The 25,743-nt window shown below is 51.4% G+C and carries 16 protein-coding genes and 2 pseudogenes; 8 read left to right on the forward strand and 10 right to left on the reverse strand.

Translation table 11 applies throughout. From position 1 onward, the window contains the following. Positions 1 to 92: 92 nt before the first annotated feature. Together K3T83_RS37405 and K3T83_RS37410 are read right to left on the reverse strand one after the other, a co-directional pair. A complete protein-coding gene (locus K3T83_RS37405; protein WP_220207995.1) occupies positions 93 to 8,111 on the reverse strand; it encodes a SpvB/TcaC N-terminal domain-containing protein in 8,019 nt (2,672 codons plus the stop codon). 427 nt (positions 8,112 to 8,538) lie between these two features. Then, positions 8,539 to 9,661 (reverse strand): annotated as a pseudogene (locus K3T83_RS37410) (IS3 family transposase). Between the two features lie 128 nt (positions 9,662 to 9,789). Here K3T83_RS37410 and ltrA point away from each other — a divergent pair. The 5 genes from ltrA (at position 9,790) to K3T83_RS37435 (ending at position 14,932) form a co-directional block, all read left to right on the forward strand. Then, on the forward strand, positions 9,790 to 11,502 hold the full coding sequence (gene ltrA, locus K3T83_RS37415) for a group II intron reverse transcriptase/maturase (protein ID WP_220207996.1): 1,713 nt from the start codon (positions 9,790 to 9,792) through the stop codon (positions 11,500 to 11,502). 61 nt (positions 11,503 to 11,563) lie between these two features. Continuing rightward, the gene (locus tag K3T83_RS37420) at positions 11,564 to 12,280 is read left to right on the forward strand and encodes an IS110 family transposase (RefSeq protein ID WP_268963537.1); all 717 of its coding nucleotides are present in this window, start codon (positions 11,564 to 11,566) and stop codon (positions 12,278 to 12,280) included. 392 nt (positions 12,281 to 12,672) lie between these two features. After that, on the forward strand, positions 12,673 to 14,499 hold the full coding sequence (locus tag K3T83_RS37425) for a reverse transcriptase/maturase family protein (RefSeq protein ID WP_220208132.1): 1,827 nt from the start codon (positions 12,673 to 12,675) through the stop codon (positions 14,497 to 14,499). Between the two features lie 42 nt (positions 14,500 to 14,541). Continuing rightward, positions 14,542 to 14,709 carry a transposase gene (locus tag K3T83_RS37430; protein WP_220207998.1) on the forward strand — a complete coding sequence of 56 codons (168 nt, stop codon included), beginning with the start codon at positions 14,542 to 14,544 and terminating at the stop codon, positions 14,707 to 14,709. After that, a complete protein-coding gene (locus tag K3T83_RS37435; protein ID WP_220207999.1) occupies positions 14,702 to 14,932 on the forward strand; it encodes a hypothetical protein in 231 nt (76 codons plus the stop codon). The genes K3T83_RS37430 and K3T83_RS37435 overlap by 8 nt, the downstream gene beginning before the upstream one ends. 164 nt (positions 14,933 to 15,096) lie before the next feature. On the opposite strand, the gene K3T83_RS37440 is transcribed toward K3T83_RS37435, so the two are convergent. From K3T83_RS37440 to K3T83_RS37455, 4 genes are all read right to left on the reverse strand, one after another. Continuing rightward, positions 15,097 to 15,306: a hypothetical protein gene (locus tag K3T83_RS37440; RefSeq protein ID WP_220208000.1), complete on the reverse strand. Its 210-nt coding sequence runs from the start codon at positions 15,304 to 15,306 to the stop codon at positions 15,097 to 15,099. After that, a complete protein-coding gene (locus K3T83_RS37445; protein ID WP_220208001.1) occupies positions 15,306 to 16,409 on the reverse strand; it encodes a hypothetical protein in 1,104 nt (367 codons plus the stop codon). The genes K3T83_RS37440 and K3T83_RS37445 overlap by 1 nt, the downstream gene beginning before the upstream one ends. A 28-nt stretch (positions 16,410 to 16,437) precedes the next feature. Next, positions 16,438 to 17,388, reverse strand: a complete 951-nt coding sequence (locus tag K3T83_RS37450) for a BRO-N domain-containing protein (RefSeq protein ID WP_220208002.1) — start codon at positions 17,386 to 17,388, stop codon at positions 16,438 to 16,440. Positions 17,389 to 17,485: 97 nt separating this feature from the next. Continuing rightward, the gene (locus tag K3T83_RS37455; protein WP_220208003.1) at positions 17,486 to 18,043 is read right to left on the reverse strand and encodes a hypothetical protein; all 558 of its coding nucleotides are present in this window, start codon (positions 18,041 to 18,043) and stop codon (positions 17,486 to 17,488) included. 412 nt (positions 18,044 to 18,455) lie between these two features. Between K3T83_RS37455 and K3T83_RS37460 the strand changes: the two are divergent. Beyond that, positions 18,456 to 18,648 (forward strand): annotated as a pseudogene (locus K3T83_RS37460) (IS6 family transposase); the annotation flags it as partial. Positions 18,649 to 18,750: 102 nt separating this feature from the next. On the opposite strand, the gene K3T83_RS37465 reads toward K3T83_RS37460, so the two are convergent. Continuing rightward, positions 18,751 to 19,539, reverse strand: coding sequence for an IS6 family transposase (locus K3T83_RS37465; protein ID WP_220208004.1), 789 nt, complete (start codon positions 19,537 to 19,539; stop codon positions 18,751 to 18,753). A gap of 52 nt (positions 19,540 to 19,591) precedes the next feature. On the opposite strand from K3T83_RS37465, the gene K3T83_RS57395 reads away from it, so the two are divergent. Together K3T83_RS57395 and K3T83_RS37470 are read left to right on the forward strand one after the other, a co-directional pair. Next, on the forward strand, positions 19,592 to 19,720 hold the full coding sequence (locus K3T83_RS57395; RefSeq protein ID WP_268963504.1) for a hypothetical protein: 129 nt from the start codon (positions 19,592 to 19,594) through the stop codon (positions 19,718 to 19,720). A 673-nt stretch (positions 19,721 to 20,393) separates the two neighbouring features. Further along, on the forward strand, positions 20,394 to 22,415 hold the full coding sequence (locus K3T83_RS37470) for a hypothetical protein (RefSeq protein WP_220208005.1): 2,022 nt from the start codon (positions 20,394 to 20,396) through the stop codon (positions 22,413 to 22,415). A gap of 92 nt (positions 22,416 to 22,507) precedes the next feature. Here the strand turns inward: K3T83_RS37470 and K3T83_RS37475 are convergent, their stop codons facing one another. The 3 genes from K3T83_RS37475 to K3T83_RS37485 all read right to left on the reverse strand — a co-directional run bounded on the left by K3T83_RS37475 (position 22,508) and on the right by K3T83_RS37485 (position 25,728). Beyond that, positions 22,508 to 24,010, reverse strand: a complete 1,503-nt coding sequence (locus K3T83_RS37475; protein ID WP_220208006.1) for a DUF2225 domain-containing protein — start codon at positions 24,008 to 24,010, stop codon at positions 22,508 to 22,510. Between the two features lie 48 nt (positions 24,011 to 24,058). Beyond that, a complete protein-coding gene (locus tag K3T83_RS37480) occupies positions 24,059 to 24,772 on the reverse strand; it encodes a helix-turn-helix domain-containing protein (RefSeq protein ID WP_220208007.1) in 714 nt (237 codons plus the stop codon). A gap of 452 nt (positions 24,773 to 25,224) precedes the next feature. Next, entirely contained in the window at positions 25,225 to 25,728 is a 504-nt protein-coding gene (locus K3T83_RS37485) for a TauD/TfdA family dioxygenase (protein WP_220208008.1), read from the reverse strand. Between the last annotated feature and the right edge of the window lie 15 nt (positions 25,729 to 25,743).

Consider the following 25,743-nt stretch of genomic DNA (forward strand, 5'->3'; position numbering starts at 1 on the left):
CTGCTTCATCACTCGACTGACTTGTTAAGTGCATGTCATTCTTACAAAAGATAGATAGTCTGAATATGGAGTTGGCGCTCCATCCAAATGTCCTATCGCCATCTTGCATTTCCACCTCTCATCAAGCTTTTATCTATTTCCTTCTGTGAAACATTCTGTTGACGGAAAGTATCAATCATTTGGGTAAGTTGCTTCTTGATCGCTTGTTCATACTTAATCGCATCCCGAATATAATCTGGATGGAATGATTGTCCAAAAGCGTTCTGCCATTCTTCTGCGGTCCTGTCTCTCTTTGATGAGTTTAAGGATCTTGGTAAAGGCTGGAAATTGTCGGGATGATTAAGCACTTGACTTTGCTGCTCAGGGGTCAGTAGATCAAAGTCGGGAAGTTTTCTAATCAACACTTCAGGGTAGATGTGATCTGTAGCCATCCGCTCGTTCGTAAACTCAATATCGTTCGTAAACGGATTCCAGTAATATCCCCAATCAGCATGCTCAGAACGGCGGGCAAAGTTGGGTCTGCCCACTTCCATCGACGTACCACCTGTATCTTGTCCAGGTGCAGATACCTTGTCTTTGTTTACATCACTTGGTGCTTCAAAATTCTCGTCGGCAGGATGGATGCCTGGAAATGATCCTGGTCCACGTGATTGCCCTCCGGGAAGAATCCAAGGAGATCCGACCTCGGTTGCTCCTGGTAATTCCTGTCTTGATAGAGTTTCTAGTAGTTCAAGCGTTTGATCTACCACTTTCCAAGCTATTATTCCTATTGCAAGGTTAGTTGCGCTGCTCTGTTTAGGTAGTCTTGGTTCAAGAACTGTTTCTCCTTGGGCAAATACAGGTTCTTGAGGCCCAACAGCGACATCCTGGGTTATTGGCTTTGCAGTTGATAACTGTGGTCCAGTTGCATCTTTTATGGTGTTGCTTGGAGCAGGTTGTGGTATTTTTGGTTGAACTTTGTTTAAATCTGCTTGAACCGAAGCCAGCCCGTTCGGATCGATAGCAATGGTAGGGTTGCAGTTAGCGTAGAAGTACGCACTCACACCATCTACCAACCCAATTGGATCACAACTCACCCACCTCCCCAGCCACGGTGCATAATACCGCGCCCCATGGTAATACAGCCCACTCTCCTCATCCCGCTCCTTGCCCGTGTAACGGTAGCGTTTCGGCGTCTCGGTCTGGCAGCGCACCGCCTGGTACGATGCGCTGCCGTAGGGAGTGTACTCCTCATAGGAAACGACCTGCGCCTGTTCGTCCAGCTCCAGGCTAGCCGAGCCGAGATGGTTGCCGAACTGGTAGCGGATGAATTGCTTCGATGTGCCATCGTTAATGTCATTACGCGTTTCTACAAGAGCAATGCGCTGCTTGCCGTCCATGATGTGCAGCGATTCCCGAACCAGCCCGGCATTGACACCCGAGTGCTTGCGATATATCTCGAAGCCTCCTAGATAGATGTGCTCATCCTTAACTGCTCCTGTGGCAAGCTCAGTGACTTTGCGCACACGGTGCCCAGCAGTGTCGTAGACGTACCAGGTGCTCTCGCCCTGGTGTTGTACACCATCCGTATCCCCAGCATTCACTGCCTGACGTTGGGTCATTTGTAGTTGGTCTTTAAAGTCCCATTGCATGACTTGCAACTGTGGCATGGTCAGCATATTGCCGTGGATGTCGTGGGTGTAATCCTCGTTTTGAGGTTGAGCTCCGTTCGGGTTAAGCGTCGTGCGAGTCAGGCGATTGCTCTTCTTGCCCACCTCCAATAGGCTAGTTTCGTCGTAGATATAGACACGTCTCCAGCCGGGGTCAGATGGATCGGTACTGCGATGATACATCTCTCGAAAGTTGCCAACCTCATCATACAGATATTGCTCAAAATACCTGCCCATAACATTGCCGTCACCTGGATGCAGCAAGCCGACTCGGGGCTTGTCGTTGTAGGATGTGGAAGAAGGTGGTAGGGGAACGCCCCCGTTCTGGCCCAAGTGTTCGCGACCCATCGCTTCGATCAGTCGGTAGATGGCGTCATAGGAATACTCGGTACTAGGCTCGACGCGACGATTGCGGAAGTAGATGGTCTGTTGAGCATCGTCGCGGATGTGGGTGATGTTACCCGCCGGGTCGTAGGTGTAGTGCAAGTTCTGCAAACCGCACGGAGTGTTCAATGGTGGAATATCCGGGGCAGCAATCGTCGGTGGCGGTGGCAGAGGGTTCTCACAGTCCCCCGTGAATGTAGCGCCACGTCGGGTGTAGAGATGGATCAACCGGAACGTCTCCGGGTCGTAGCTATATCGGGTCGTTGCACCGTTCTTGTACTCAATGCGCAGACGCTGGCCCTTAGCGTCGTAGTCAATGTTGTTCACCCCTACTGGGGAAGGAGGTACAGTGGCCGCATCCAACAATCCGGCGGGTTCGGCTGGATGATCCAGCCACACATCTACCCGTTCCAGCAGGTTGGCCTCGTTGAATGCGGGCTGGATGACGTTGCGCTTTGCTCCTGGCTGGTCGCTGCGCGGCGCGATCAACTGAGTTGGCCGGTTGAGCGCGTCGTAGGACGTATGGCTGGTGAAGGTGTCGACCTCCAGCAGGAGTGCGAGAGCCGCTTCCAAGATACCCAGGTCAAGCTTCGCCGTAGCATTGAGTGGCAGAGCACCGTGGTTGGCATCCACGGCACTCCAGTCTACCGTCTGCTTGTATTGCGTTCCGCTTGTAAAGCGACGTGAGGCACGCAACAAATTACCCTTGAAGTCGTAGCGTTCATTAAGCACCACGCCCGCCTGGTCCAGATGTAGATAGAGTTGGCCACGCAGGTTGCGCAGCTCCGCCTTCGGGTGCTGCTCGCCATAGACCATCCGCTCAGTCAGTATTTCCTGATTGGGATTGGCGGAGTTGGTGCTGGTGACAGAGATACGCAGCGGGCGGCGCAAGGGATCGTATTCGGTGCGGAAGGTATGGCCCCGACCGTCCCAGGCGCGGATGGGCTTGCCCATCACATCGTTCAACATCCAGCGCTCACCCGCCTCCATGCTAGCCTGGTGGATACGGTTGCTCAGCATGTCATAGTCGTAACGCATGACGACGCAGTCCTTAGCGTCAATGACTTCGCGCTGGTTGCCTTCGATGTCCGGGATCACCCGCGTGCGATAGGACTCCTCCACAGGTGGATCGGTCGAAGGTGTGTCTCTATACCTGAACTTGTTGTGGGCAACCGTTAAAAATGTGCGCCCTAGTGTATCAAAGTAAGCAACGGTTGGTGTGTCAGCGTGAACAGCGGATTTCGTCGCTGCGGATTGTTCCGGAGTACCTGGCGCACCTGCCTGGCGCTGTGTATACCAGGTCTGCCAGGTAGCAGGTTGCGTTTTGAAATACGCTGCTACATAGCCCTTTATATCTGGATCTGTACGTGGGTCTCCGGTATCGTTGTCCTGTGGTGCAACGGTATCGTTCACGTCATAGGTCACCTGACGCCACGGATCAAAGACCACCTTTTCGTAGGTATGATTGGGATGCAACGTGGCGACGACGCGTTCGACAGGATCATAGAACAGGATAGGACTGACACCGACCTTTTTCCCGAACTGGAATTGGTGATGGGTGCTGAAGAATGGCTCGTATTGACGAACTGGTTTGCCCTTATTGTTAAAGATCGTCCAGCCACTCCCTACCCAACGCACGTTGGGCGTGGTATCTACGAAGGTGACATTTCCTACGGCATCCTCTACTTCTACTTTGCCGGGCTCAGCCTGGATCTTTTTCTGGATCTCGCGCCCAAAGCCATCAGAATAGCTGAAACTGATCTGTATCTTGAGACCCTGCGAAGGCAACGGATCACTGGCATGTGTTTCGCGCGCTAGGGTGGCTGCGTAGGGTGGCTCCCATTGCGTCGAGTCCTTCGGGTGCGCCTGTTGTGAAAGAGAGAAGCGGTGCAGGTCGTAAATGATGCGAGTGCTCGCGCCTTGGAGCAGGGTAGCGGCAAGTGTATGCGGGTCAAGAGTATCATGGAACATATTCATCTGAGTCTGCGTGAGGTCTGCCTTGAAATTGATCAAATTGTCGCCTTTGTTCTCTCTCGGCTTGCCCATCACTGCTGTTGCTACCACCATACCAAGCGCATCAAATGTTACCTGTGTACGATTGCCATTGGGATCGGTGACCCAATAGGGCTGCAAGACCCGATAGTCGTTCCGAATCGCGATATTGCCATCATCGTCCTCCGTATTAACAGTCACGATATTGCCGAGCGCATCATGGGTTTCGACCATTAGCAGGTTGTGACCATCATAGGTGCTGATTGCATTAGTATGGAACGGATCACGGTAACGATGCGGCAGGAAAAAGTGCTGGCATGCGTGAGCCAGTTCCTGCACAGCGGTATTATTGGGATTGGGAGAGAAAAAGGTCCGACCAGATGGAATCCACCAGCGGCCATCACCATTCAGGTCTACATATCCGCCGCCGTCAGCCCCCTGCCCGCTAAGCACGTCAGAGGGGTTGGGGAGCAGGTTCTCAGGCGGTGGTGAGCCTGGAGGTTGGACGACATCAAGTGGACGTTGGTAGATTTTCGCGAGCAACCCCGGTGTGAAAGCGAGCTTGTAGCTTTCGCCTGGCAGGGCGAGTGGCTGAACTATCCCTAGCGGAAGCAGCGTCAGCGGATCGTTCTGAGAAACGCCGAGGTCATCAGGTCGGTAAAGCGTGCGTACGCGCTCGATCAAGCGTTTCTGCTTCTTGCTGTAATTCGTAGGTTCCTCGTAATTGATCTGGTGCAATGTGATGAGCGGCTGAAAGCTGGCCTTAGCGAAGTCGTCGAAACTGAAACGAGTTCTATCTCCGACCAGCTCGAAGCCTGTCACTTCATAGCTACGAGTTTCAGAGGGGAGCGGTGTGCGATAGTTATCAGGGTCGTATTTGGGATCGTCTACTGGGGCATCAATAGCGTTGGTGACATCATTTTCTGTATAGGTGATGAGTACTTGTTCTTGCTTCTCTTTGTCCTTGCCTTGCAACGGGCTCTTTCCTGGTCTCCGTCCATAGCCAACGACGAGCGATTTGAGCATGTTGCCATAGGGATCGACTTCCAGAGTCAGTGCATGACTGATACGTGGGTCGGTGGAGTTGCGCTCGTAGTGGTAAGTGATCGCCTCACGGGCGTGAGTGAAGAAGATGGCATGGCGGTTGTCGCCTTTGGGTTGTAATCTCTCAATGGCGAAGTTTTGCTCAGTAACAGTGTAGGGATGTTCTGCCTTACCCGTGCCGTCGAGGGCATACACCTCCTGACGCAGCATCATACCCTTGAGGGCGCGACATGCCTCGCGTTCTTCCTCCAACGTCAGGCCGGTGGGCAGCATGGTATCGGGAAGGAATTCCTGGTCACTCAGACCCGGCTCATGGTAATACTCGCCCTCGAACTGGCGCGAGATTTGTTCCCTATCGAGATAAACGCCGGTGTGGAACCAGGTGCAGGTGCGCACTGGCGGCACGTGGGAAGCAGCATCGAGATTGGTAGCCTCGGGCCATGTGTCGCCTTCAGTAAGAGCAGCGAACGCTTCGGTATCCAGTTGTTCTACCATGCCAAAGCCACGAAACTCGCGCTCGACACCATCGAAGTAGCCGTGGTGATACTTGTACTGGGTGACGAAGTGATTGCCGCTGATACGGTCGTAGATCTCGACGCGCTCGACCACATGCACAGGGAAGGGCAGCCGGGTGATCCAAGATTTGCCCTTTTGCTTGTCATCCAGGTAGAATCTAGTCGATGGCGCGTAATACACTTTGGTCTCGGCCCCAAGGTTGTTCTTCACTCCGACGAGCAAGTGTGGCTTTTCTTCCATCAGCGCAAGGTAATGCATCGGACGGCGGGCGGCACCGGGCAACGGCGAGGACCAGACCAGGCAGGCGGTGCCGTTGCCGAGCAGATCGAGCGCCTGTACAGAGGAAATCGTGTCGATGGGTGGGAATTGCGATAGTACAACAGGATCGCTCCAGCGGTTGCCGCTCTGATTGAAGTAGATATGCACACCATCACGCCGCAGGTAGAGGATGTCTGTCGTTCCCGATCCGTCGATATCGGCGAGCCGGATGCGCCTCTGGTCGAACTGATCAGGCGCATCGAACCACGGAGCATGATCCATCGTCACTTTGGCACCAAAATGGCCGTAGCCCAGGTTGGGCCAGTAGCAGACTTCCCCATTGCGAATACGGACAAGATCGCTCAGTCCATCACCCGACAAATCAGCCAAGTAAACGGACTGTTCGCCATCAGCGAAAACAAGACGTGGTCCCTTCTCCTCATCGGGCGGCAGGCTCGCGCGGACTGCTGGCCCGAAACCATCCTCGGCCAACGACGGATACCAGACAAGGTGTTCGCCTTCCGTGATCAGGATATCGGTATGGCCGTCGCTTGTCAGATCGACAAACTTCAGGTCCGGGTCACGGGTATTGAGGTTTGGCCAGAAGACGAAGGGCTGAAATGGCCCCCAACCGGCGTCAACAGTACGCTCATAAAAGCCTCGCAACGGGCCTTCCATCTGCACCAGGTCAACTTGGCCATCTCCTGCAAGATCAAGGAATTGTGCGCCTCCGGCTAATCTGACGGCTGGTAGGCTTGCGACCCGTTCCATCGGACCAAAGCGAGCGACCTGATTTTTCGCACTCTCGTTGCGCTTGTAGTACCAACCATCTGCTTGTTCAGTGAGGATTCCAGAAGTGCCTTCGCCATCCAGGTCCATCCACTGATAGCTGATCCCATCCAGACCAATAGGAAGGTTTTCCAGGCTCTCTCCATCAACCTCGCGGATGGGTTGTAAAGCCATTTTGCTTGCATCCGGCACCTGACTGTATTCGAACTCCAGCAATGGCATAGATTTTTTCAAATACCGATTGGGTTGAGTCTGGGTCGGTTGGCGAATGTATCCCGACTGGGTGACACTGCTGATGAAAGATGCGATAGGACTCTCCACATATGAGAATTCGGTAGACCGCACCAAGTAGTCAGCCGTCCCCAGTTCCTGTGGAAAGTGATGGAACATCAGCACACGGCGGCACAGGCGATAGGTGCGTACCTCGAAGCCTGAGCGGTAGGAGGAGAAGGGGTCCTGCCGAACGAGCCACAATGATTCTACTGGAGGTTTAATCTGGGCACGAGCGAAGATGCGCTCCTGGTCATCTGGCACGGCTTCCGTGTAATATCCCTCATTATAGTCGAACACCACCTCAAACATCCAGGTTGCTTTGGCAAGCAGAGCCGGGTCAGTAGCTTGCCAAGTAGCAGTATCACGATTGGGCATGCGATTACCATACTTGATGCGCCTGAGATAGCGGTTGGCTTCACGTACGCGATTGCCCTCATTGGCCTGTGTGCGATCAACATTGTCGTCATTCTCAGCCGCATACTCGTAGACGATTGCGTTGCCCTTGTCGTCATAACTTTCGCAGATGAGCCAGGTGAACACATGCTTCGTCGCATCGGCTGGGTCGGCGACGCGGCTTTCTGCCGTCTTGCCGTAGAGCGTCGTGATATTATCGCGAGAAATGGAACGCCAGTGGACTTCTCCGCTGTCCTCGTTGGTCCAGCGCTCAATACGAGCGAATAGACCCTCGATGCGGGGGCGGTAACGGCGAACACGGTATGTGACACTACCAACTGTTCGTGGATCATCAAAGATGACATACTTGCTGTCTTGTATGATCCATTTGCCGGTGTCATCTTTTTTGAACTCTGGCACCAGGTCTTCCGCGCCTGATAGGATGTAGACATCTGACTCCTTGGCGTCGCGATACTGCGGGAGGCCTTTGTCGGTCTTGCGGGTGATGGCGGGAAGCGTCAGATTCCAACCGAAGCCAAAGGGTCCATTGCCTGCGCCAGAATCATAGGAAAGCGAAAGTTGTGGGCCAAAACCGGAGCGACCAGGGCTGGTAGCAATGGGCACGCTCATGGAGCCGGTGCCGGTCACCGGGTTGGCGGCGAATTTTTCGCCGATGCCACGAATAGCCCCTCCACCCTTGGGGAGAGAGACCGTTGGCAGCGGTTTGCGACTCGCCTCAGACGAGGCACGTGAACCTGATGTATCAGGAACAGATTGCTTGCCGACTGCTTGTTCGTCCTGACCAAGAGGCATAACTGCAACCCCTTCTCCCTGATCTTAACAAGGCCATTCTACCAAAAATTCGTACCTACCACTCCTTGCTCAGTCCTTTTATGCTCTTGTGGTATCGGTCGCTCCTCTTCTAGGGAGCGCCAGCCTCTTGTTGTTAGTGTAGCATAAGCACGACAATCAAAGGAAGCTTTTTCCGACATATTTTTCACTCATAGCGGTATCCTTATAGAAATTTAATATATACCCTTCTCTGCCTGCACTATCTCTGTGGAGTAGAAAGATGCTGTATATGCCAAACAACAGGCAAAGTAACTATGCCGAATGGTATGCTCTGAGTAGCAAAGGAAGGAATGTTGTATGAGAAGGAAACTCTCAACAGGTATGGTGGTACCGTTTGTCTAGACACTAATCGGCCAATTTTGAGAGTGAACTCAGCAGGAAGGAAAAGTCATTGTGAACGATGGGAGCGATACACAGCGACGGGCGTTTGATAGTCTAGTGATTGATGATATCGCTCATGATTATAAAATTGAAAGTACTGTTTCAAACTGGATCTTGCTTCTGAAACGGTTTGATAGTCTTTAAGATAGACCTCCTCATATTTCACGCTTCTCCAGAGGCGCTCGACAAAGATGTTGTCTCATGCGCGTCCACGTCCATCCCAACTGATGCGAATCTGTGCAGACCGCAAACGCTCTGTAAACTCCTGGCTCGTGAACTGGACCCCTTGATCCGTATTGAAAATCTCTGGGCATGCAGCTCGCAGTGCTCGCTCCAATGCTTCCAAACAGAAGCTGGTATCCAAGGTGGTAGATAGTTCCCAGGCGAGCACAAAACGACTGAACCAATCGATAATCGCGACCAAGTAGATAAAGCCTCGTGCCAGGCGGATGTAGGTGATATCGCTGCTCCAAACTTGATCGATACGATCAATGCTCACATCTCGTAACAAGTAGGGATAGCGCACAGATGGCGAACCTGCTTGGCTCAACTGAGGCTTCGGGTAGATCGTTTCTAAACCCATCCTTTGCATCAGTCGCCTGACCCGTTTGCGAGCCACGACATAGCCTTCATCCTGAAGGAACTTGACCATCTTGCGTTTCCCATAAAAAGGGGGACGCGTGTATTGTTCATCAAGCAGCCTCATCAACAGCACATCTTCCTCGCTTTCAGGTGCAGGCTCATAAGAGTAACTTGAACGGGCTAAACCCAACAATTCACATTGACGCACGATTGAGAGGTGTGGATGATCGGGTTCCACCTGAAGCCGCTTTTGCTCAGTGCTGGTAGGGGCCTGATTTTTTTTTCAAAAAGTCCAACTCCACTTTGAGTTGGCCGATTTGTTGATATAAAGTGGCGATGAGCGCTTCCTCGTTCTTGGCTCGCTCCGAGCCTGGTTGAGCAAAGATCTGTGGCAGTTCATCCAGCACCTGTTTCTTCCATTGCGTTATTTGGGTTGTATGCACTCCATATTCCGAAGAAATTTCATTAAGCGTTTTCAAGCCTTTGATAGCTTCTAACGCGACTTTTGCCTTAAAGTCGCTGCTGTATTTCTTTGGTGAACTTGCCACGGCGTTCCTCCTTGCGGATACTTGTCTCCTTCCTGCTCTTTTATCTCATTGGCCTGTCCAGTTTTCCGCCCCCATTATAGTCTTTCATGACGAGAAGATTTGACCAAACGACAAAGAAAGGAAAGCAGATGACGGAAGAACCTCAAGAAGGCTCGACTGGTGCGCCTTTCCACGGAGTAACCGACTGGCATGCCATCGACTGGAAGGCAGTCAATCACAATGTGCGTCGGCTTCAAGCAAGAATCGTCAAGGCAACTCAGGAAAAGAAATGGGGCAAGGTGAAAGCCTTGCAACGACTCTTAACCCGCTCGTTTAGCGGCAAGGCGCTTGCCGTACGACGAGTGACGGAAAACCAGGGCAAAAACACCCCAGGAGTGGATAAGGTCATCTGGAACACTCCACACAAGAAGATCAATGCCGTCTATTCGCTCAGGCAAAAGGATTACCATCCTCAGCCACTTCGGCGCATCTATATACCCAAGAAAAACGGTAAAAAGAGACCATTAGGTATTCCAGCTATGAAATGCAGAGCAATGCAAGCCCTGTACTTACTAGCTCTTGACCCAGTGGCGGAGACAACAGCGGACCCGAACTCGTACGGCTTCCGACCACAAAGATCGACAGCCGATGCGATAGAACAATGCTTCACGGCACTGGGAAACAAAAGCACAGCACAATGGATACTTGAGGGCGACATAAAAGGCTGTTTCGACGGAATTTCTCACGAGTGGCTTTTAAATCATATTCCAATGGAAAAGGCTGTTCTCAAGAAATGGCTAAAATCTGGATATATGGAGAAAAATGCTCTCTACCCCACAGAAGAAGGTACACCACAGGGAGGGATCATCTCACCCGTACTCGCAAATATGACACTGGATGGACTAGAAAGGAGATTAAGGGAACGCTTTCCAAAAACAACGGTAAAAGGGATAGCAGCAAAAGTGAATTTTGTGAGGTACGCGGATGATTTCATCGTCACAGCAGCATCAAAAGAGTTGCTCGAACAAGAGATCAAACCGCTGGTGGAAGCTTTCATGAATGAACGTGGGTTAGAACTCTCAAGCGAAAAAACCTGCATCACGCACATTGAGGATGGCTTCGATTTCCTGGGTCAAAATGTACGCAAGTACAAAACAGGAAAGCGGCACACGCTGCTGATCAAACCAGCGAAAAAGAATGTGCATGCTCACCTGGAAAAGATGCGGGACATCATCAAGAAGAACCAAACGCTGTCGGCTGGGAGACTGATCCTGATGCTCAACCCGATTATTCGAGGATGGGCGCAGTATCATCAACACGTCGTCAGCGCAGATGTGTTCCACGATGTAGACGACGCGATCTATCGACGACTCCGACAGTGGATGAAACGAAGACATCCCAAGAAATCGAACCAATGGATCACGAAGAAATACTTCAAGACCGTTGGGGAAAACAACTGGGTCTTCTACGGAGAGGTGAATGGTCAGGTCTACCACCTCGCAGAGACCGCCAGCGTGCCAATCAAACGACATGCCAAAGTCAAAGCACAAGCTAATCCTTATGATCCAGGATGGGAAACCTACTATGAGAAACGTCTCGACGTTCACATCGCAGATACCCTGAAAGGAAAACGTTGGCTTCTCCATCTCTGGAAAGAGCAAAACGGACGCTGCCCGATGTGTCAACAGAAAATCACCAAGATCACAGGATGGCACAGCCATCACCTAGAATGGAGGTCAAAAGGTGGTCCAGACACCGCAGAAAACCGAGTGCTCCTTCATCCCAACTGTCACCAGCAACTCCACAACCAGGGTTTACACGTAGAGAAACCGCGTCCCTCAAAAGGAGTTAGAAAGGCTTGAGCTGCTTGACGCGAAAGTTTCACGAGCAGTTCTTAGGGGACGGGATGGCGGCAACGCTATCCTGTTACCCGACACCGATGTCAAAGACAGTGAATGGCTTGCTGATCTCTTACACCATGGATTGCTCAAAGCCAGTTTCATTCCTCCTGCACCTATTCGAGAGCTACGGGAGTTGACCCGTTACCGCAAAACCTTGGTCCAGGAACGAGCCTCCGAGATTCATCGCCTCCAGAAGGTTTTAGAGTCCGCTAACCTCAAGCTGGCAGCAGTGGCGACCGATATTCTGGGGAAAAGTGGGCGAGATATGCTCGATGCCCTTGCCAATGGACAAGAGGATCCCGAAGTCTTGGCTGCTCTGGCTCGTGGTCGCCTCCGTCCAAAGATCCCAGAGTTGCAACGCGCGTTGGAAGGGCGAGTGAAAGCACATCATCGGTTCCTGATTGAACAGATTCTGTCGCATATCGATTTCCTTGATCAAGCTATCGCGAAGGTCTACCAGGAGGTAGAGCGTTGTCTGACCCCTTTCGCCGAAGCGATCACGTTGCTTGAGACGATTCCTTGTATCAACGCGATCTCGGCGGCAGTCATTGTGGCGGAAATTGGGACCGATATGACACGCTTTCCATCGGCCAAGCACCTCGCTTCCTGGGTAGGAGTCGTGCGCTGTATCACGCGCTTGAATATCCCTGGTACAGCCAGGAAGAACTCGAAAGGAGGTTCTTGGGTCAATGGCTTACCTCACATCGAAAGATCGTGGGGGACAGTAGCATGCCACTGAAAGCGGGAGAAGACCGAAGACGCTTAGGGATGAGTCCCGCAAGACCCGCACAATATGGTGAGAGCTAGACTGCTCGAAGTCTAATTCCCAATCGGTGTATGCCCACACCCACCGCTACAGCGTCTAAGAGCGATGTCGCCTCATAGGGTGAAATCACATTCCGACACCCTACCTTTCGTGGGGCGAGATGAGAGACAGCGAGTCCCTTGAAGGGAATGAGTGGACCACCTACGTTGTGCTCGCACGTATTCAAGCGACGGAATACAGGATTGTCTAAGGGTGGAGACACCTATGATAACGGAGTTCCCATAGTAGTCAGCGGTAGGGAAAGCCTGCTACACGGCGAAGGGGAACAGGTGATACGCGATAGTGAAAACAGGGAGGTACGCGAGATGCGATCAGCCGTAACTGTGCTCAGTATCATTCATGAACGTGGGAAACAAGGATTGCCGCTGGAAGACATTTATCGACAACTCTACAATCCAGGACTGTACCTGATGGCCTACGGACGCCTGTACGCGAATACAGGTGCGATGACCCCCGGCTCAACCCCTGAGACCGTGGATGGGATGTCGATGGCGAAAATTGAGAAACTCATAGACGATCTCCGTCATGAACGTTATCGCTGGACGCCAGTTCGACGAACCTACATCGCCAAAAAGAACGGCAAACTCCGCGGATTGGGTTTGCCCACCTGGAGCGACAAACTGTTGCAGGAAGTCATACGCCTCATACTAGAGGCATATTACGAACCGCAGTTCAGCCCCCATTCACACGGCTTCCGATCTGGGCGAGGATGTCATACAGCTCTCACGGCCATACGAGACGACTGGAGCGGAACGAAATGGTTTATCGAGGGCGATATCTCCCAATATTTCGACACCATCGATCATACGGTGTTAGTCGCCATACTGGGAGAGAAACTCAAGGACAATCGTTTTCTGAGATTGATATCCAACCTACTCAAAGCCGGATATCTGGAAGAGTGGAAATTTCATCGAACCCTCTCTGGAAGCCCACAGGGTGGGGTGGTTTCTCCAATTCTTTCAAATATCTATCTGGACAAGTTTGATAGGTATGTCGAGCAAATGCTCATCCCAGAATACACACGCGGAACCGAAAGACGTTTCAACCCAGAATACGAGCGACTTCGGGCACAAGCCAAACGCAGGAAACGTGCGGGGAAACGAAAAGAGGCACGAAAGCTCTGGACACAAGTTCAGCGCCTCCCCTCAAGAGACCCACAAGATCCTGACTTTCGGCGTCTGAAGTACGTTCGTTACGCCGATGATACGCTTTTCGGGTTCATTGGCAACCGGGCAGAAGCCGAGGAAATCAGGGAAAAGATAGCGAATTGGCTCAGGGATAATCTCAAGCTCACCCTCTCTATCGAAAAGACGCTGATTACCAATGCTAGCTCAGACGCAGCTCGCTTCCTTGGCTATGAAATTGTCGCCCAACGCGCCAACGACAAACACCACCCGAAATCGGGACATCGGACTGTCAATGGCAAAATGGGATTACGAGTTCCTGCTGATGTCATCACCTCGCGGTGTGCCAAATACATGCACAAAGGAGTGCCTGCACATCGTAATGAGCTGATCCAAGATGATGAATTCACCATCATCAATCGCTATCATGCTGAATATCGTGGCCTCGTAGAGTATTACCTGTTGGCAATCAATGTCTGCTGGCTTCACAAGCTACATTGGGCTATGCAAGCCTCACTGTTGAGGACGCTGGCACGCAAACATCGGAGTAGCCTGAAAGCCATGTCTGAGAAATATCGGGCGACAACGGAGACGCCCTACGGAACATTGTCTTGCCTACAGGTGGTTGTCGAGCGAGCAAACGGAAAGAAACCACTGGTAGCGCAGTTCGGAGGCATTCCGCTGAGAAGACAAGAAAGAGCAATTCTCGCCGATCTTGACCCAGACTTCTCTCAAAAGCGAGGTCATGAACCCAATGACCTCGTCAAACGACTGCTCGCGGAGACATGCGAACTCTGTGGGTCAAAGACAAACATAGAAGTGCATCATATCCGCAAGCTCGCCGACCTGAAAGAGAAAGGACGGAAAGAGAAGCCTCGATGGGTCCAGAAAATGGCTCAAAGAAGGCGCAAAACGCTGGTGGTTTGTGCCTGCTGTCATGACAGCATTCATCGAGGGGAAAGAAAACCACAGTCACGAAAAGCATCACTGGAGAGCGGAGTGCAGTGAAAGTCGCACGCTCCGTTCGGCGGGGGCCAGACGGAAAAGGAGTTGCAAAACCACCTCGTCGGCTGGCTACCCGACTGTCCAGGAAATCGTCAGAGTGGAGGCAAACGGCTCCGTGGAACTGCCACCAAAGGCGATGTCTGGTTGAGAGCCATCCTGGGAGAGATTGCGGTGAGTATTGCCCGCTCTCGCGGAACCTACTTGCATGCTTAATATCACCGGATTGCTCGCCGTCGAGGCAAGCAGAAAGCAGTTTGGGCTGTGGCGCGTACGCATCATCGTTATTATCTATCATATTTTGCGCACCAAACAGCCTTATCACGACTTGGGAGAGCACTATTTTGAGCAGCTTGAGGCTCCCCGCTTAGAGCGTCATCATGTTCGTCGACTTGAGCAACTCGGCTACACTGTTATTCTCACGCCCCAGGTTGCGTAATGCCTCACTGGTTTGGGCGATTTTCGAGAGAACCCGAAGAAGTGTGGCGAGAGGCACATGGGCAACTCGGTTGGGATGTCATTCATTAGTCCTGGCTAGCAGCAGAGCAAATCGATCTTCTTCATACCCTACTCAGAACCACTACCGAAAATGATATAAGTTCTCTAGATGGTGGCTTTGATGTGCTTGAGAGATGTGAGAATAATCCTGTTTGTGAGCGCTTTGACTCGCTTGATTTCCTGGACCGATGGCTCCTCTGGCTTCCGTCCATGTTCTATCGCATTTCGTATTTCTCGAAATGTATGTAAGAGATCACGATCTTGTTCGCTGAGTACCAGGCCAATTGTGCTCAGATGCTTGTCGAATTTCTCCATTAACGCTCTGAGATTGAACTTCTTGATGGCATCTTCGACAAACTTATGCTCTCCTCAGTAAGATTCGCTGTTGCATGGGATGAGACGATGAGAGCTTTTAACTGCTCTTTGGTAAATCTCTTTGGCAACTTATCATCAGATGACAACAACTCAAACACTTGCCAAAGGCCGATAGTCACAACGTAATAATCTTCGCTGTCTCTAAACCTGTTCCACACCAGCAAAGGGAGTTGGGCCTCCTCACCGGCATCCATGACCGCTTTCATATCGATGTTGATCGCAGGCCGTAGGAGTCGGCTTTGGATTGGCCTGTAGGGGGAAAGATCTCTGAGCCAGATAGCACCAGTGTGCAGCATGACTAGGAGGAGATGGTCTTGACGCTGGAGATTCACCAGCTCACGGGTTCTTTCCCACGCAATAAAATCTCCATCAAATTGAGAGTATCCATATTGCAAGAAGCCGCTGTAGGCCGAAAGAAAGACATCCGCCTTTTCTGTGGCGGCTTCTTCTGCATCAGCAAAATGTGCGGACTGAAAACGAAAAGAAATCCACCCATCAGCATCAAGAAATCCCTTCCACACTTCGCTTTTCTGGTTCTCCACCCCAGGTAATTGTTCCTGGACACTCTTACGGGTGAGAAATTGAATCTCGCCAACGTTTTCGTCCTCTTCGATGAACAGCCCTTTAAAAGGGATAAAGGCCGCCATATCCTTCATGGAGCTATTGAGCCCGTATACAGAAAGTTTCTCTTTTCGTATGCCAGCTAGCCGAGCGAGGGAATAGAACTGTTCTGGAGGATCAACCCCGATGACGGTTAAGGCCGAAACCCCCTTCTCGGTCAGCTCGATACCATTCTGGAGGGTGATCACTACCTCATTGTTTGGCTCCTCTTTGATCGAAATAATATTTCCGGTAAACAGACACTTGCTTTGGCTGATTGAATGAATCGTCACCTCGTCCAAATAATTCACGGCTCCAAGCCCAAGAAAAGCATGCTTCTCAAGATGGAAACTGGCCTGAGACACTGCATTCAACGTGTCAATGATTCTGCAATTGTTGCTGAATAATGAAAGGCCCCCAAAAACAACTTTTATCTCATCCATGTAATTCTGTTTCTGCTTCTTTTTCGGGTCATTGGTCCTGTTCTTGCTGATCAAACAAAGAGGGTTGTGGTGAGACCTGAGTCCGTTGTTTTTTCCGTTTCTCTTTGGGGTGGTCAAGAAAGTTTTGCGAAGAGACGACAGGTTGGCCGGTGAGTGCCTCAAATTGGAGACGCACTTGGCCTCCAAAGGCTCCCGCTGCTTGTGCATCTTGTAGGAGTTGTGGGACTCCCTGGCTATCATGTTGCTCGTGCATGCGCCGTGCTGCCAATTCTGCTAAGGTCAGGACTCCCAATTCCTCTTCCGTATAATGGTCGCGTGGATGTTTCACTTTCTTGGGAAGTTGTTTGATCGTATGATGATGAGTATCGGAAGTGATCCCAAAGGTTCCTCGATGGATCGTTCCTGTGAGCAAGCCAAAATGGAGATGTTGTTGTGCTCCACGTACAAGCCATTCGTCGGTCAACGCATTGCGGCTGAGCAGATTCTGGATACGCGCATCTGCCCATTCCGGAGTGCGCCCCTGACGAATGTAGGAGGCCCGCAGTTGTTCAGCTTGGGTGTGCTGTTCCACTTCTTGCAGTTTTTCTTCACCCACTTGTGCCAGCCAGAGTCGTACACGCTCGGCTTGTGGACTGGGAATCGTTTGCACGAGACGTAACATCACCTCGCGGGTTGCGAACTCGGCCCCACGGAGCCGTCCGTCTTTTCCACGCAAGGGTAATTCTTTGATTTTTCCCAGGATGTCAGTAAAACCTTGATCCTCCTGATGGCGTTTCTTGAGTGCAGACCAGTAGACCCCGGGGTTTTTCGATCTAGTAAGCAGCTTGATAAAATCGATCACGGAATAATACCAGAGTTGATCGTCCATATTCCAGACACGACGGACTTCCACGAGTTCCTCGGTGTCCTGGTTTCCGAGTGCTTCGTGCGGAATGGGGATCAATTCCATGTTCTGTTTGCCCTGCTGAGAATCTACCATAATCATTCTTCCTTCTTTTCTACAGCAACTCTTTACAATGTGTAAATTGTTGTCCAATGGGAGCAAGGAGATAAGATGTTGGGACTGAGTATCGGTGTCAGGACGAAGAAGCGCTCTCCATTGGCGGTTGTTCCCGTTTGCCCTGATGTCCTATCACCCAATCGATGCGATCTATTGTCGCTTGCACACCTCGCTCTTGGAGGGCCGCGACGATGAGCAGTGCGGTCGTCTGGGCGATAGGAGAACCGTTTTCAGCCCTCCAAATGGTGCGAGCGCTGATAACGGAAGGTTTATGCTCGGTGGCAAACCTTTCGTTGATGTAATCTGCTAACGCCTTTTGAGAGTAAAGTCCTGCCCTTACTCTTAGTTCATGTAAAGAGCGCTTTTGGTGTGTATGTGATTTTAAAGCATGGCGAATCGTCTGAAGGACTTGATTGTCAGACATTTCAGTCAAGAGTTGCAATGGGCCAAGACTGACCAGGTCTTGCTGGTCTGTGACAGCGTAGGCATGTTGTTTTTCCAGATAAAGCGTCACACCTGCTTGTGGAAAGACGGTGTCGCGAAGATGTCCAGCTTTTTTGAGGATAGCAGGCGTGACGCCAAAGCGTTCCCTTGACCTCTTCTCTGCCTGAAAGGATTGTTCTATGTTCTCCACCTCTTTCTGATGAAAACGAGATGCACGTCTTAAAGATTCCTGCTGTTTTTACTCTACCAAAATTGGACACTTTTGTCAATATGTAGCAGGTTTTGTCTGAGCACTGTTTAAGCTGGATGGAGAGAGGCTGCGGCCATAGCAATGAAGCGTTGAGCTGCGTGTTCATGCTTTGGATCGCCGGGTTGGGAGAAAGAAGCCTGCAGGGGGTGACCTGCTGATGAGGTGAGAGAGGGGAATAGATGGGATACCCATGAGCAGGAGAGCAGATTATCTATGAAGATAACAGAAAAAAAGATCTTGCCACCTTTTATGACATCGTATGGTCATTTATGCGGAACACGGTTGTGTTGCAAGGATGAAGATGCGATGGTACACTCTTCTTTATTTAGAGGGTCGCAGAGGAGTTCCCTTTATGAGTCATCAGCATCCGTTCAAATGGCGTCACTACCAGGCCGAGGTCATTGTGCTCTGCGTTCGTTGGTATCTGCGATATGCACTCAGCTATCGCGAGTCTTCAAGAAATCATGAGGGAGCGGGGGCTGCATATCAATCACAGCACGATGTACCGCTGGGTCCAGTGCTATGCTCCTGAGTTGGAAAAGCGTTGGGCTGTGTTGCAAAGATTCACACAGGAACGATAAGAGTGGGTTGTGTTGCAAGAAGGAGGAAGAAACTATTTTGAGCATGAGCGGTCCTCTCAATCGTTCTTAAGCGACCACTCCGAACAGATGAGCGACGAATACAATCTGGCCACTCACATCTCCTTTTGCTATACCTTGCACTTGTCCTTTGCGTAGCATGTTCATGATCTCGTAGCCTTGTAACGTGCTCCAGGCCGTCTCGAACGAGAAGAAACCCATCCCTGGCTTCGTCAACCGTTTAATGAAGCGATGGTCTTGTTCGATCAGATTGTTGAGGTATTTCACTTGTCTCAGCTGGACCGATGCTGGAAGGATTCCAGAGGCCTTGAGTTCAGCGATAGCTTTGGGATAAGCTGCGTTCTTGTCCACATTGACCACACGAGGAATCAGTATGGTGAGAGCGCGAGGATCAGTCAGAGCCGTAGGCGGGACTATCTGCGCTTCGCGGGGGCGAGTTTGAAGTGTTGAAGAGGCTGCGACGTGCAACGCTTTACAGAAAAAGTGTGTGGCGGCTTCAGCGTCGCGCGTTGGACTCAAGAGAAATTCCAGCGTCTGGCCACCTGAATCTACTGCTCGATAGAGGTACATCCACGTTTTCTTGATCTTGATGTACGTCTCGTCAACGCGCCACGAGTCATTGTAGGCTTTGAGATGAGGCCGAGTGCGCTTCTCTAGTTCAGGTGCGTAGTGCTGCACCCAGCAGAAGATCGTGGTATGGTCGACATACAGCCCACGTTCCAGCATTATTTCTTCGAGATCACGGTAGCTCAAGGCATACCGCAAGTACCAGCGCACACACAGGAGAATGATGTCGGCCTGAAAATGACGCCATTTGAAGGGATGCTGCTCGCTCATAGTGGCTCCTCCGCAGTTCTTTTCCTTCCACCTTAACAGATCAGCTTCGTCTTTGCAACACAGCCTGCACTGTTGTAATGTGCTCAACGAGTTGCAGCGACTCCATCTCATGCAGCAGAAGGTGGTGGTGGATGCAGATCTGCACAAAGCGCTGACAGAGTTGCAGCGACTCCCACTGTAGAAAGACGAGAGCCTTCGCGTATCCTCACAAGAGTCAGGGAAGGTTAGACTGCGTTGAGCAAGTATTGCCGAAGCAGAGGAAGTTCCGCACGACCATACATCGAGCATTTGACCAGTTTGAGCTTCTGGACCTGTGCCCCCCGGACCCATTGCTGTATAAGTAAGCGTGAACCCAGCGAACACAGCTTCTTTGTCTTTCAAGATGCCAGTAACAACATGTTGTAGTTTGGGGATCTGGCGTGCTTGGATGGCTTCGATCCATGTATCGAGCCGTTCTCCTTCTTGCTTGTGCGTTACCGTCAAAAGGTCCTGAACCAACCTATAGACCGTTTGAGCTGAAGTGAGGCTTCCTCAACATTATTCATCCTGATCTGTCTTTTGCCCTTCTTCCGGTGTAGCTTTTTCAGAACCATCCATGCTCTGTCGCAGAGCTTGCATATGAGCACGAGTTTCGCTGGTTTGTGGATGCTGTGGACCGAGCGTGGCCTCTCGGATGAGCAGTGCACGTTGATAAAGAGAAATCGCATCTTGACGCTTTCCCTCCCACGGGATGCGCAACGAGGTGTTAACAGAACCGGAAAAGGGAAAACCCTGGCAAAAAGCTGAAGAAATGTGACTCCTTGTAAGAAAGTGTTCTGTATCGTCATTTTCACACAAGGAGGACATCAACCAGTATGACGCATTCCCCTGTCCGATTTCAAGTGAATCCCACCTCCGTTCCTTCTCTCCCTTCATGGATGGAGGAAGTAGCTGCTGTGGCTCATATTCTCAAGCAGACCGGGATCATCGCAGCACTCGAAGAACACGTGCGATTTGCTCGTGCTCGCTTTGGAACGTATGACACCATTGATTTTGTGATCGTGCTGATGAGCTATGCGCTCAGCGGAGAACCCACTCTGGCCTCGTTTTATGATCGCCTCGCTCCTTTTTCCCACGACGTTGCGGCTCTGTTTCATCGTCATCGCCTCCCCTCGCGTTCCGCTCTTTCCCGCTTTCTCGCTGCACTCAATGAGCAAACCGTTGAGGCATTGCGCACTCAATTTCTTGAGGATCTCCTTGAGCGAGCAACACCTTTTTCTCATCCAGGCGGAGTATGGGATCGGCGTGATCAGCAGTACGTAGTGGTGGACGTGGATGGAACTCGACAAGCGGCTCGCCAACGCGCTCTTCCCCACCTGCCAACCCTCCCAGAACCGCATCGTCGTTTGACGCAGGTGGCAGCACCTGGCTACACGGGTCGCAAGCGCGGAGAAGTGGTACGGACCCGCACGACTATCTTGCAGGCCCATACTCATCAATGGCTTGGCACCTTCGGAGGAGCGGGCAATGGAGATCTCCGTGGCGGGCTTGAGCGTGCTTGCCAGTTAGTCATCAGCTATGCAACCAAGCAGCAGCTTCTCCCATCCCAAATGCTGCTCCGTTTAGATGGCGCGTATGGAGATACAGCGGTTCTCAGCGACGTGCTGGAGATGGGGATAGGCGTGATTGCACGGAGTCGGGATTATGCCCTGCTGGGTCGTCCAGAAGTGCTGGCAGTGCTTTCGCGCCCTCCCGTAGTTCGTTGGAGCCATCCAGAAAGTGGGATGGTCCGGGATCTGTATGATTGCGCCTCCATCCGTCTACTGCGTGGGGGAGCAGGTGTTCGGGTGGTCATCGCAACGCACCCTGGGACCGATGATCCTCCAAAAGTGGGACAACAGCGTGACGGTGTGGTGTACGAACTCTTTGTCAGCACACTCCTTGCCCCAACGATGATGGCGAACGATCTGCTGGATCTGTATCTGCATCGTGGATCGTTTGAAACAGTCTTAGCAGATGAAGACTGGGAGCAAGATCCTGACCGCTGGTGCTCTCAAACTTCTTGTGGGCAGGAGTTTTGGCAAATCCTCTCCCAGTGGATCTGGAATCTTCGTCTGGAATGCGGGCAACACTACTCTCCCACCTCGCTTCGCACCACCACCTTTGCCCTGGCGAACGAATCTGTGCCGGGAAACGAACCGACAGAGGTCAATGCAACGCAGCCGGAGCGTAAACCGGTTCTAGTGAGCCGTCCAGCGGGAGGAAGCTCAGCAGTGTGGGACAACGAACTCGTCTATGGCCCTGCGCAATGGGCGCAGCCTTCGTTTACCGGTGGGTTTCCGGGATCAGCATTTCTCCCGCAAGCAGATGGAACATTACTTTGCCCTGCAGGACGGGTACTCACCCTGATCGAATACCGACGAGAACGTGCCGGGTCGGTACGGGTATCGTATTCGGCCAGCTTGGATGATTGTCGTTCCTGTCACTTACGTCTCTACTGTCAAAAACGTCGCACCCACCGTGCTCGACGAGTGAGTGCAGTCTATTGGCCTGTGTCGTCTCCCTCGCTTCCTGTCCCTAAGCCCCCACCTCCAGCCAGTTCTCCAGTGCTGTGGAGGGATTGGCCTCGGCGTTCTATCAGGCGTCAGTGGATGAAGATCGTTCGAGCGCAAAGCGTGACCATCACGAGAGAGGCAGCACCTCCCCTCAATCCGTCTCAGGATCCTCCCTCGTCCCTGTTCACTCGTCCCCAACGTGCTCATTGGCGCTTCTCCTGGGAACAGAGGCTCTCACGCAATGCCCGTTCAGCCTCTTCGTCCCCGGTGACGATCACACTTCATGGCCTCCCTGCTGTTTTTGCTCAAATCTATGGGTTTGAACTTTCAAATTCCTTCTAAGACTCGTTCCTCCTTGACGGTTTCGTGAACATCCCTCAAGCCCCGTTCTGCCGAGCACCCCTTCGATATCGATATTTCTCTATTTTTGTTTTTCAGTCTCTTTTGTTCTTGCTTACTTGCTTCTCACTCGTTGCGCATCCCGTGGGTCCCTGAGCCTCTCGCAAAACGGCGAAATCGTAGAGCGTTTTTGCTAGCTCTGGGTGCTCTGGCCCTAGAATACGCTCTCGCAGAGAGAGAACCTGTTGATAGAGGCGCTCGGCTTGCTCATATTTTTTTTGTTCCCGATAGCACATTGCCATATCAGCAAGAGTAATCGCTGTATCAGGATGCTCTGGTCCTGATATATGCTCACGAGCATGTAATACTTGCTGATATAAGGGCTCCGCCTGTTCGTATTTTCTCTGATCACGATACACATTTGCTAGATTGTTGAGCATATAGATTGTATGCACCTCTTCTGCCCCAAATAGTTGTTCAAAGATATGCAGTGCTTGCTGGAATAACTTCTCGGCTTGCTCAAGCTTCTTCTGGTCTCGATAGAGGAGTCCTAGATTACTCAGTGTTGAGGCTACATCATGACTCTTTGGTCCCAATTGTCGCTCCTGAATACTCAGTGCTTGATAAAACATCTGCTCACATTGCTCATACTTTCCCTGCCCATAGTATGCGAGTGCTAGATTATTGATTGTTTCAGCAGTCTTGACATGACTAGGACCCAAATACTGCTTACAAAGTGTCAGTGCTCGGAACCACACCACCTCGCATCGCCCATACTTCCCTTGCCAATAGAGAGCTTCTCCATGCTGTAGTAATCGAGGGATAAGCGCTGCATGGTCAGGTCCATAGCATTTTTCAGTCACCGTTATTGCCTGCCCTAGTAGTGGTTCAGCCTCATCAAAACGTCCTCGTCTTATCAAATAGGACCCTACTCTTGAGAAGAGTTCGCTAGCCTCTGGCAAATCGCTTTCCGTTGTTTCAAGCCATTGCAGACATGTCAGAGCGCTTTGGAGCAAGCGCTCACACTGCGACCAGACGGTGGGGTCCGGTTCAGGAAAACATGTAGCGATCACACGCATCATGTGTTCGCTCCAGAGTTGTATTTCCGTCGGTTCCATTTGATCTTGAATGACCGCCTGGACCAGCCGATGCATTGAAAGAGCATGTATTTCAGGGGAACGTGCTATCAATGAGGCGCTCCGTAAAGCCGAGAGCATGACATCAAACTGATAGGCATCAGTCACAACTTGCTGCAAGCGCTGTCCCGGGTAAGATGCTCCGGCGGCTAGCAACTCTTCAGGAATGGCATCAGGATGCAACAATGCGCATGCTCGTAGCAGGTGGATGGCCCCTGGGTGTTCCTGCTCGACTCGCTCCATTGAGAGCTGGAGTGTAGTCGTGACTGATGAGGGATGGGCACCTCCATGCAGACCTCGACGCGCTAGTACCAGCGGACGCTGCTGATGATACCGTTGAAGATAGTCCGCCACGCTACATCCTGTCTCTTCCAGATAAGCACCCGCCTGATCTAATGTGAGAGGAAGTCCTCCTAGTAGTTTGGCTAACTTTTCCGCATCTGGCTCATTCTGGAGATCCATTGTCGTGGTAGCAGATAGCCTTTTTGACCGCCGCAAGAGCAAAGCGGCTCACTCGCTCTCGTCCATTGCAGGCAGCTCCAGCAGCTCAGCTAAAGGACCAAGCGCCTGCCGACGCGTGGTCAGCAACATAGCACCTTGCCGTAAGGGAGGCAACACCGCTTGGAGCAGATTCAGGTCTTCGACGTTATCGCAGATCAGTAGCCACTCGGAATGTGTACCCAGCCAGTTTTGCACAGCTTTCACTATCTGTGCCTGCTCTTTCTGCTGGAATTGAGGCTGTTGTAGAAGATCTACCATCTGTTGCAGGCTATTCATTAAGCTCTCGGTCGTTTCTGCGGCCAACCAGAGGATGGTGTTATATTCATGCCGGTAACGATAGGCATACTCAATTGCGACCTGCGTTTTACCAATGCCTCCCAATCCAGTGATTGCCGACGACTGGGTCAGTGCGACTAACTGCGACCCTTTTAATCGGGCGTGTAAAGTATGTAAAATTGCATCTCGACCGATGAAGATTTGATTGCGTGGATACGGAACTCCCCAGAGAGCAGGTTCCTGCTCCTCGACAGACTCAAACAAGTCTTCAGGATGCAGACCAAAGAAGCGACTCAATTGCAATCGGATAGCAACCTGTGGAATGGCTTGCTCCTGCTCCCAACGTCGAATGCTGCGTGCAGAGATCCCTAGTGCTTCTGCCAGTGCCTCCTGAGAGAGATGTAGCCGCAGCCGTTGCTGGCGTACCCGTGCACCAAACCTCAACATAGCTGCCTGGTTTCCCCTTTTTTTGTTCTTATTGATAGGAAAAAAGATTTTTTGATATGAGTATATTATATAAAGAAGAAACCAGGTTTGTAAAATACTTCATGTAAAGTGGCCGTTACATGTGGCAACGAGAGTGTGAACATCCTGGTAATTCTTTCTATCCGACACCATCTCTAATTCTGAAACGTCATGCGCCTGTCGGCGCACCGCTCCCGATGAAAAAGGATTGAAGAAACGCTCTATATTGTGGGAAGCTCCCAAAGAAGCAATACTTCTTTTGCCCGACCCAGAACCTGCCCCAGGAGGGTATGGACACGGGCCTTGCCGGAGATGTAGGTCGAGCACAGGATCAAATTGCAGGCTCAGCGAATGCGAGGGCCGCGAAGATGGGAAATTGCGTTGCACTGCGAGAGCAAACCTCTGGTTGAGCGAAGTTCGCCAGGAGAATGCCTTTACGCAGGCGTGCCGTTTACTTGGCAGATCTGACGCGTTGTCAGATTATTCTCGCCTTTCCATTCAAAATCAATACCGACCCTCCGACAATAATTTTCAACGCTTTTCTTGTTCTCAGTCTGAAAAAACTGCTGCCAACTAACATCTAATCCACTGATAAAATTTCGCGCGTACATCAACTTCTTCTCAGTCATACATTTGATAATAGCTGGATCAATGACCAGATAGGTTTTGCGACAATCAATGATAGGCGTCGCTCCCCCAATTGCTGCTGCCTTGACATAGTAGAAGAAGATCTTCATCGGCCAACAATGCATATGCGAACTTTCATTGTGGAAGAGTATAGATTTATCTGCAAGGTAAGGTGTTGAATGATAGACCTTCGCACCTAGTGTATCACGTGGCAAGTCTCCATACTCATCGAATAACTCACCATCTGTTGCCACCGTTTGTGCAAAGGCTTCAAATTTCTCAGGAGAGTCTATATTAAAACCTTTACACAAATATAATGATCCTGC

This window comes from Reticulibacter mediterranei, from assembly GCF_016587455.1.